Raw genomic sequence first — 6544 nt, 5'->3', positions numbered from 1 at the left:
CCGCGCGGGCGCCGCGGCCGAGCAACTACGAGGGCGTTCGTGAGCTTGTCGCGAGGTCGGTCAAGACCGGCTTGGGGCGGGTCAGCGCGAAGCGGCTGCTGCCCAAGGCGCGACTGGAGGGGTACACCGGCTCGGACCGCAACTTCCGGCGCCTGGTCGCGCAGGAGAAGAAGCGGTACCGGCGCGAGCAGGGCAGCTCACGCCGTCCGGCGGTGTGGACCCCGGGCGAGCACCTGGTGATCGACTGGGGCGTGATCGCCGGCGTGCACGTCTTCTGCGCCGTCCTCGCGTGGTCGCGGGTCCGGTTCGTGCGGTTCGCCCCGGACGAGAAGGCGCACACCACGCTGGCGCTGCTGGCGGAGTGCTTCGAGGCCCTCGGCGGGGTGCCGAGCGTGGTACTGGCGGACCGGATGAACTGCCTGAAGGGTGGGGTCGTAGCAAACCGGGTGGTGCCCACGAGCGAGTACGTGCGGTTCGCCACGCACTACCGGTTCCGGCCTGACTTCTGCGAGGGGTACGACCCGCAGTCCAAGGGAATCGTGGAGAACCTGGTCGGGTACGGCAAGGATGACCTGCTGCGCCCGCTGCTGCTCGAGCACGCCCTCGACGCGGGCGCTGGGATCGACGAATCCGTAGTGGCGGCAAAGGTGCTCGCGGACCTGCCGGCCGCGAATGGGCGTGCCGCGGCGTGGTGCGAGCAGGTCAACGCGAACGTACACTCGGAGACTGGTGCGGTCCCGGCCGTGCGGCTCGAGCGTGAGCGTGAGCTGCTGGGCGCGTTGCCGTCGCTGCGTCCCTCGATCGGCCCGCCGCCCGTGACCCGCAAGGTCGACAAGCTGTCCACGATCCGGCTCGGCTCGGCCCGCTACTCGGTCCCGGTCCGGTTGCGCGGCCAAGCCGTGGCGGTCGTGGTCGACGGGCCCCGGGTGCTGGTCCTGGATGTCGGCACGGGCGAGGTGCACGCGCAGCACCCCCTCGTCGCCCCAGGTGAGGCCTCGATCCTCGACGAGCACTACGGTGGCCCGCGGCCGGCCGTCCCGGTCCGGGCGATCCGCCCGAAAACCCTTGCGGAGAAACAGTTCTGCGCGCTCGGCCCAGCCGCGGAGGCGTTCATCGCCGGCGCCGCAGCAGCCGGGCACACCCGCCTCGGGCCGGAGCTGGCCGAGCTGAACACGCTGACCGCCGCGCACGGCGAGGCGGCGATGGTCGCAGCCCTCGAACGAGCGGTCGCGTTCGGCCGGTGGAAGGCCGCGGACGTGCGCTCCATCCTCGCCGCTGGCGCGGGCACCCCGCACCCCAGGACCGCCGGGAACGCCCTCGTGATCGACCTACCCGTCGCCCTCGGCCGCTCCCTGTCCGAGTACACACCCACCCACGCCAGCACCAACTCAGACGTGAAACCGACTGGCAACACGCCGGACTCGCCCTCGACCGGTGAGGCGGTCTCCTGATGAGCGCCACCACACCACCGGCCCTGCCCGCGGACCTCACGGCCGGGCTGCGCCGGCTCAAGCTCGCCGCCATGCGCCAGCTCGCCCCCGAACTGCTCCTGACGGCCAAGACCCAACGCTGGTCACCCGAGGAAGTCCTGCGCGCCCTCGTCGAGGCCGAGGTCGCCGCCCGCGACGCCTCCAACGAGCGGGCCCGGCTCAAGGCCGCCGGGTTCCCGGTCCTGAAGACGATCGAGGAGTTCGACCTGCCCGCCTCCTCGATCCCCGCCCCCACCTGGGCCTACCTCACCTCGCTCGAATGGATCAGCGCCAAGGAGAACCTCGCCATGATCGGGCCGGCCGGCACCGGCAAGTCCCACACCCTCATCGCCCTGGGGCACGCCGCCGTCATCGCCGGACACCGCGTCAAGTACCTGACCGCGGCCGACCTCGTCGAGACCCTCTACCGCGGCCTGGCCGACAACACCGTCGGCAAGACCATCGAGGCCCTGCTCCGGCATGACCTCATCCTGATCGACGAGGTCGGCTTCGCCCCGCTGGACGACACCGGCGCCCAGCTGCTCTTCCGCCTGGTCGCCGCCGCCTACGAAAGACGTGCCCTCGGCTTGGCCTCGCACTGGAGCTTCGAGGAGTGGGGCCGGTTCCTGCCCGAACACACCACCGCCGTCAGCATGCTCGACCGGCTGCTTCACCACGCCACCACCGTGGTCACCAGTGGCCAGTCCTATCGCATGCGCCAAGCCCGAACCCGGCAAGGAGGTAAGGCACCAAGAAGCTGAACAACCCGCAGAGGGTGGGGACTTTCACTTGGCCACCAGCGGGGACCTGAACGTGGCCATTGACACGCGCCGAGCTGCGGGACGGGTCGGAGGTCGATTCGAAACCGGGCCGGACGACCTGCCAGAATGGCCGGGCTGTCCCGCCCTCGTAGCTCAGGGGATAGAGCACCGCTCTCCTAAAGCGGGTGTCGCAGGTTCGAATCCTGCCGGGGGCACGTCGTGTCTGTGCAGGTCAGAGGCTCTCCTTCGGCTCCAGCGTCAGCAGTCGGCGTGAGGCCTGGCCCGGACTGGTGCCTGATTGGTGCCCGAAGGCGCGGTTGATCCGCTCGATGGCGGCCCGCTCGGCGTCGGTGCCCATGAGGTGGCCGTAGGTGTCCAGCGTCAGCTTCGTGGAGCTGTGACCGAGCCAGACCGCGATGGTCTTGATATCTACCCCAGCGGCGATCCACAGGCTGGCGGCCGTGTGCCGCAGGTCGTGCGGCCGGCGCCCGTCCGTGGTCCCGTTCCACCGCACGGCGCGGCGCCAGTTCTGGACGTGCAGGTACCCGCCCTGACTGGCCGGAAAGAGCAGGTCCTCCGGATCCAGTCCTTCCAGACGTGACTCGACCACCGGAAGGGCCAAGGACAGCAGCGGGACGATCCGGCTGCGTCCGCTCTTGGTCGTCGTGCGCTCGATCACCTTCCCGGTGCGCCCCGACTGGGGCAGCGATCTGGCGACGACGACCGCCGGGTACGGGACGCTGGTGACGTCGCGTGCGCGCAACCCGCGCAGCTCGCCGAAGCGCAGCCCGGTCAGCCCGAGGAACAGGGTGACGTCCGCCTGGGCGCCTGCGTGCTGTCGCTGCTCCTCCACCACGGCCAGCAGCTCGTCCATCGTGAAGGGCCTGAACTCCCCGCGACGGCGGCCGGAGTCCGGGCGGGGCAGCCGGACCGCCGCCGCCGGGGAGTCGCGGATGACCCGCGACCGAACTGCGTAGTCGAACAGGCCCCGCAGGGTCGTCCGCACGCGTGCCGCGGTGCCCACCGACCGACTGCTCGCGACCGCGCCCAGGAAGCGCTCGATGTGGACGCGGTTCACCGACCCGATGGGACGATGGCCCAGCGCCGGCACGATGTGGACACGAAGGGCGCTCTCGTCCGACTCCCAGGCGCGGACCGAGACCTGGTCGCGCCTGGCCTCGAGGTAGGTCTTTGCCAGCTGGGCCACCGTGACCCTGCCGGCCGACGGAGGCACGAAGTCGCCCATAAGGATGAGTTGCTTCTGCTCGCGCTCCCAGACGGCGGCGTCAGCGCGTCGCTCGAACGAACGGTCCGCGACCACGATGCCGCGGTGCTTGACCTGGACGCGGTAGCGCCTCCCCCGCTTCTGGATCACTCCGGCTCCTCGCGCTGAGCCTCCAGCCAGTCGTTGAGGTCAGAGGGAGTGAAGAAGACCCGACGGCCGATCCGGATGGCGGGGGCGAACCGGCGCTGCACACGCAGGTAGTTCAAGGTATTCGGTGAGATGTGGCACCAGCGCGCCGCTTCCTCGACGGTGAGGAGCTCGATGGGGCTGACGGTCTGAGACATGGTCGTTCCTTCCGTTCGCTCGTGGTCAGCGAAAACCGCTGTGTCCCCTAAAGCGTCGAGACCCGCCCCAGGGACTCACCGTGCCATTTCATTCAGCCACTCCTTCTCGTCTGCCGCGCGCCCCTCGCCCCAAACCTGTGGACAGCTCCACCATGTCTATCCCCCGCCGCGACTGCCACCACATCCGCGGCTGTTTCCGCTCAACTCAGACCTGAGGTCCCCGCCCCTGACAGATCTGCCGAGGCAGATCCAGGACACACCCGGTGCACTCGGTCGCCGTGGTGAGACCCTGGGCCTCGCTCGTCCGCTTTGTATAAGCGTGATGACGTTGCACAAGCTCGCCGCAGGGAGCGGGTACACGTACCTGACGAAGCAGGTCGCCGCTCACGATGCCACCGAGAGCCGGCAGGCCGGCCTCGCCTCCTACTACGAGGAGAAGGGCGAGGCGCCGGGTCGGTGGCTGGGCACCGGCCTCGCCGGGCTCGACCTCGCCGTCGGGGACGTGGTGACCGAGGAGCAGATGAAGCTGCTCTTCGGTCAGGGTCGCCACCCACGCTCCGACGAGCCCGGGGCGACCGCGAACGGGTGGGGCGCGCTGGGCCGGGCGTTCCCGACCTTCGACGCCACGACCCTGCGCCAGGTCACGGCCCGGGCCTTCAGCGAGCACAACACCTCAGGGGGCCTGCCGTGGAACGCCTCCATCCCGGCGCAGGAGCGGGCAGCGATCCGCACCCGGGTCGCCCTGGAGGCGTTCGAGCAGCGCCACGGCCGCGCACCCGTGGACGAGGGCGAACTGACCAGGTTCATCGCCAGGGCGTCACGGCCGGCGCAGGTGCCGGTTGCAGGGTTCGACCTGACGTTCTCCCCGGTGAAGTCGGTCTCGGCCCTGTGGGCCCTCGCCACTCCGGAGGTCGCCCGGCAGGTGGAAGCCGCGCACCAGGACGCGGTCCGCGCGACGCTGGCGATGCTCGAGGCCGAGGTCGCGTTCACCCGGGTCGGCAAGGGCGGCATCCGCCAGGTGCCCGTCACCGGCCTCATCGCAGCAGCCTTCGACCACCGCGACTCACGCACCGGCGACCCGGACCTGCACACCCACGTCGTCGTCTCCAACAAGGTCCAGTCCCTGCCCGAGGAGGGCGGACGGTGGCTCACCCTCGACGGGCGGATGCTGTTCAAGGCCAAGGTCATGGCCTCAGAGCACTACAACACCCACCTCGAAGCCGGGCTCGTCGACCGGCTCGACGTCCGCTTCAGCGAGCGTCCGTCACCGGAGGGCAAGCGGGCGGTGCGCGAGATCGACGGCATAGACCCGGCCCTGCTGGACGCGTGGTCGTCCCGTCGGCAGGCGATCGAGACCCGCCAGCGCGAGCTCGCCGCCACCTTCCGGGCCGACCACGGCCGCACGCCCACGACTGTCGAGTCGCTGGCGCTGGCGCAGCAGGCGAACCTGGAGACCCGCCCGGGCAAGCACGAACCCCGCTCGGAGTCCGAGCAACGCCAGACCTGGCGGGCGCAGGCCACCGCCGTGCTCGCCCCCGCGGGACGCAGCCCGGAGGAGATGGTCCAGAGAGCGGTGGGGGCGGGGTGGGGACGCACCCGGGAGCGTGGTGGAGACGTTCGTATTGCCGCAGGTCAGCGGGTGGAGACGCTCCAGGGACGCATACCTGCGCTCAGGGGTGGGGGCGTGCGCCCCCAGCTCCTCGCCGCCCGCGTCGTAAAGGTGCTGGAGGGGTCGCGGGCGACGTGGCAGGTGTGGCACGTGCGCGCAGAGACGCTGCGCCAGCTCCGCACCGCCCAGGTCCCCCTCGCCCGGATCGAAGAACACGCGCGTGAGGTCGAGCGGTGGGTCCTGCACCGCTTCTCGGTGCCCGTCGGGGTGCCACCGGAGCTGGGTGAGCCGGAGGTGCTGCGCCGCCCGGACGGCCAGTCCGCCCACGTCGTTCACGGCAGCCAGGCCTACACGTCCCGGGCGATCCTGGCGGCGGAGGAAGAGCTCCTCGCCCTGGGCTTGCGTCGCGACGGCCGCCAGGCAGACCCAGTCGTCGTGGAGGACGTGCTGGCCGCCCAGTCTGCGGACGGTCCGAACCTAGACCGGTCGCAGACGGCGATGGTCCGCACCCTGGCCACGAGCGGGTGCCGGGTGCAGGTCGCCCTCGCCCCGGCCGGCGCCGGCAAGACCGCCGCCCTACGCGTCCTCGCCCGGGCCTGGGAGACCTCCGGCGGCACCGTCCTCGGATTGGCACCCACGGCGGTCGCGGCCGAGGAGCTGGGCAAGGCCACCGGCATCCATGCCGACACCCTTGCCAAGTACCTCCACCAGACCACCGTCGCAGGTGCTTCACCGGGAACGAGCACGACGACTGCCGTAGGTGGAGCGATCGGCCCAGGGACGTTGGTGCTGATCGACGAGGCCGGGATGGCCGGCACCCGGAACCTCGCGGCCGTGGTCCGCCACGTGGTCGACGCCGGTGGCAGCGTGCGCCTGGTCGGGGACGACCAGCAGCTGGCCGCAGTCGCGGCCGGCGGGATCTTCCGGGACCTGGCTGAGCAGGGCTACGCGCACGGCACCACCGCCACGCTGACCGAGCTGCACCGGTTCACCGACCCCGCCGAAGGAACCGCCACCCTCGCGATCCGCGACGGCGACCCCACCGCGCTGGAGCACTACCTCGACCGAGACCGGGTCCACGCCGGCGACACCGGGGACGGGGCCTTGCCCCCGGTTCTTGGACACGGGGTGGGATT

The 6544-nt window shown here is 71.2% G+C and carries 5 protein-coding genes and 1 tRNA gene; 4 read left to right on the top strand and 2 right to left on the bottom strand.

Annotated features, from left to right (window positions below; translation table 11 throughout):
- The 3 genes from istA to ABWV20_RS19095 form a co-directional block, all read left to right on the top strand.
- A partial coding sequence (gene istA / locus ABWV20_RS19105; RefSeq protein ID WP_353358040.1) for an IS21 family transposase occupies nucleotides 1–1451 on the top strand: 1451 nt, incomplete at its 5' end.
- Entirely contained in the window at nucleotides 1451–2230 is a 780-nt protein-coding gene (gene istB, locus ABWV20_RS19100; RefSeq protein ID WP_353358038.1) for an IS21-like element helper ATPase IstB, read from the top strand. The genes istA and istB, both read left to right, overlap by 1 nt.
- Nucleotides 2231–2372: 142 nt before the next feature.
- Nucleotides 2373–2445, top strand: a tRNA-Arg gene (locus ABWV20_RS19095).
- 17 nt (nucleotides 2446–2462) lie between these two features.
- Here ABWV20_RS19095 and ABWV20_RS19090 read toward each other — a convergent pair.
- On the bottom strand, nucleotides 2463–3605 hold the full coding sequence (locus ABWV20_RS19090; RefSeq protein ID WP_353358036.1) for a tyrosine-type recombinase/integrase: 1143 nt from the start codon (nucleotides 3603–3605) through the stop codon (nucleotides 2463–2465).
- Complete coding sequence (locus tag ABWV20_RS19085; RefSeq protein WP_303375284.1) at nucleotides 3602–3799, bottom strand: helix-turn-helix domain-containing protein; 198 nt, start codon at nucleotides 3797–3799, stop codon at nucleotides 3602–3604. Before ABWV20_RS19085 ends, ABWV20_RS19090 begins: the two co-directional genes overlap by 4 nt.
- Before the next feature lie 322 nt (nucleotides 3800–4121).
- Here ABWV20_RS19085 and mobF point away from each other — a divergent pair.
- Nucleotides 4122–6544: MobF family relaxase (mobF, locus tag ABWV20_RS19080; protein ID WP_353358033.1), on the top strand; the 2423-nt coding region annotated here is incomplete at its 3' end.

The sequence above is a fragment of the Intrasporangium sp. DVR genome (genome assembly GCF_040365325.1).
In the GTDB taxonomy this organism is placed as follows: Bacteria; Actinomycetota; Actinomycetes; order Actinomycetales; family Dermatophilaceae; genus Intrasporangium.
The sequence above is the reverse complement of the archived record's forward strand: the minus strand, read 5'-3'. Positions and strand labels throughout refer to the sequence as shown.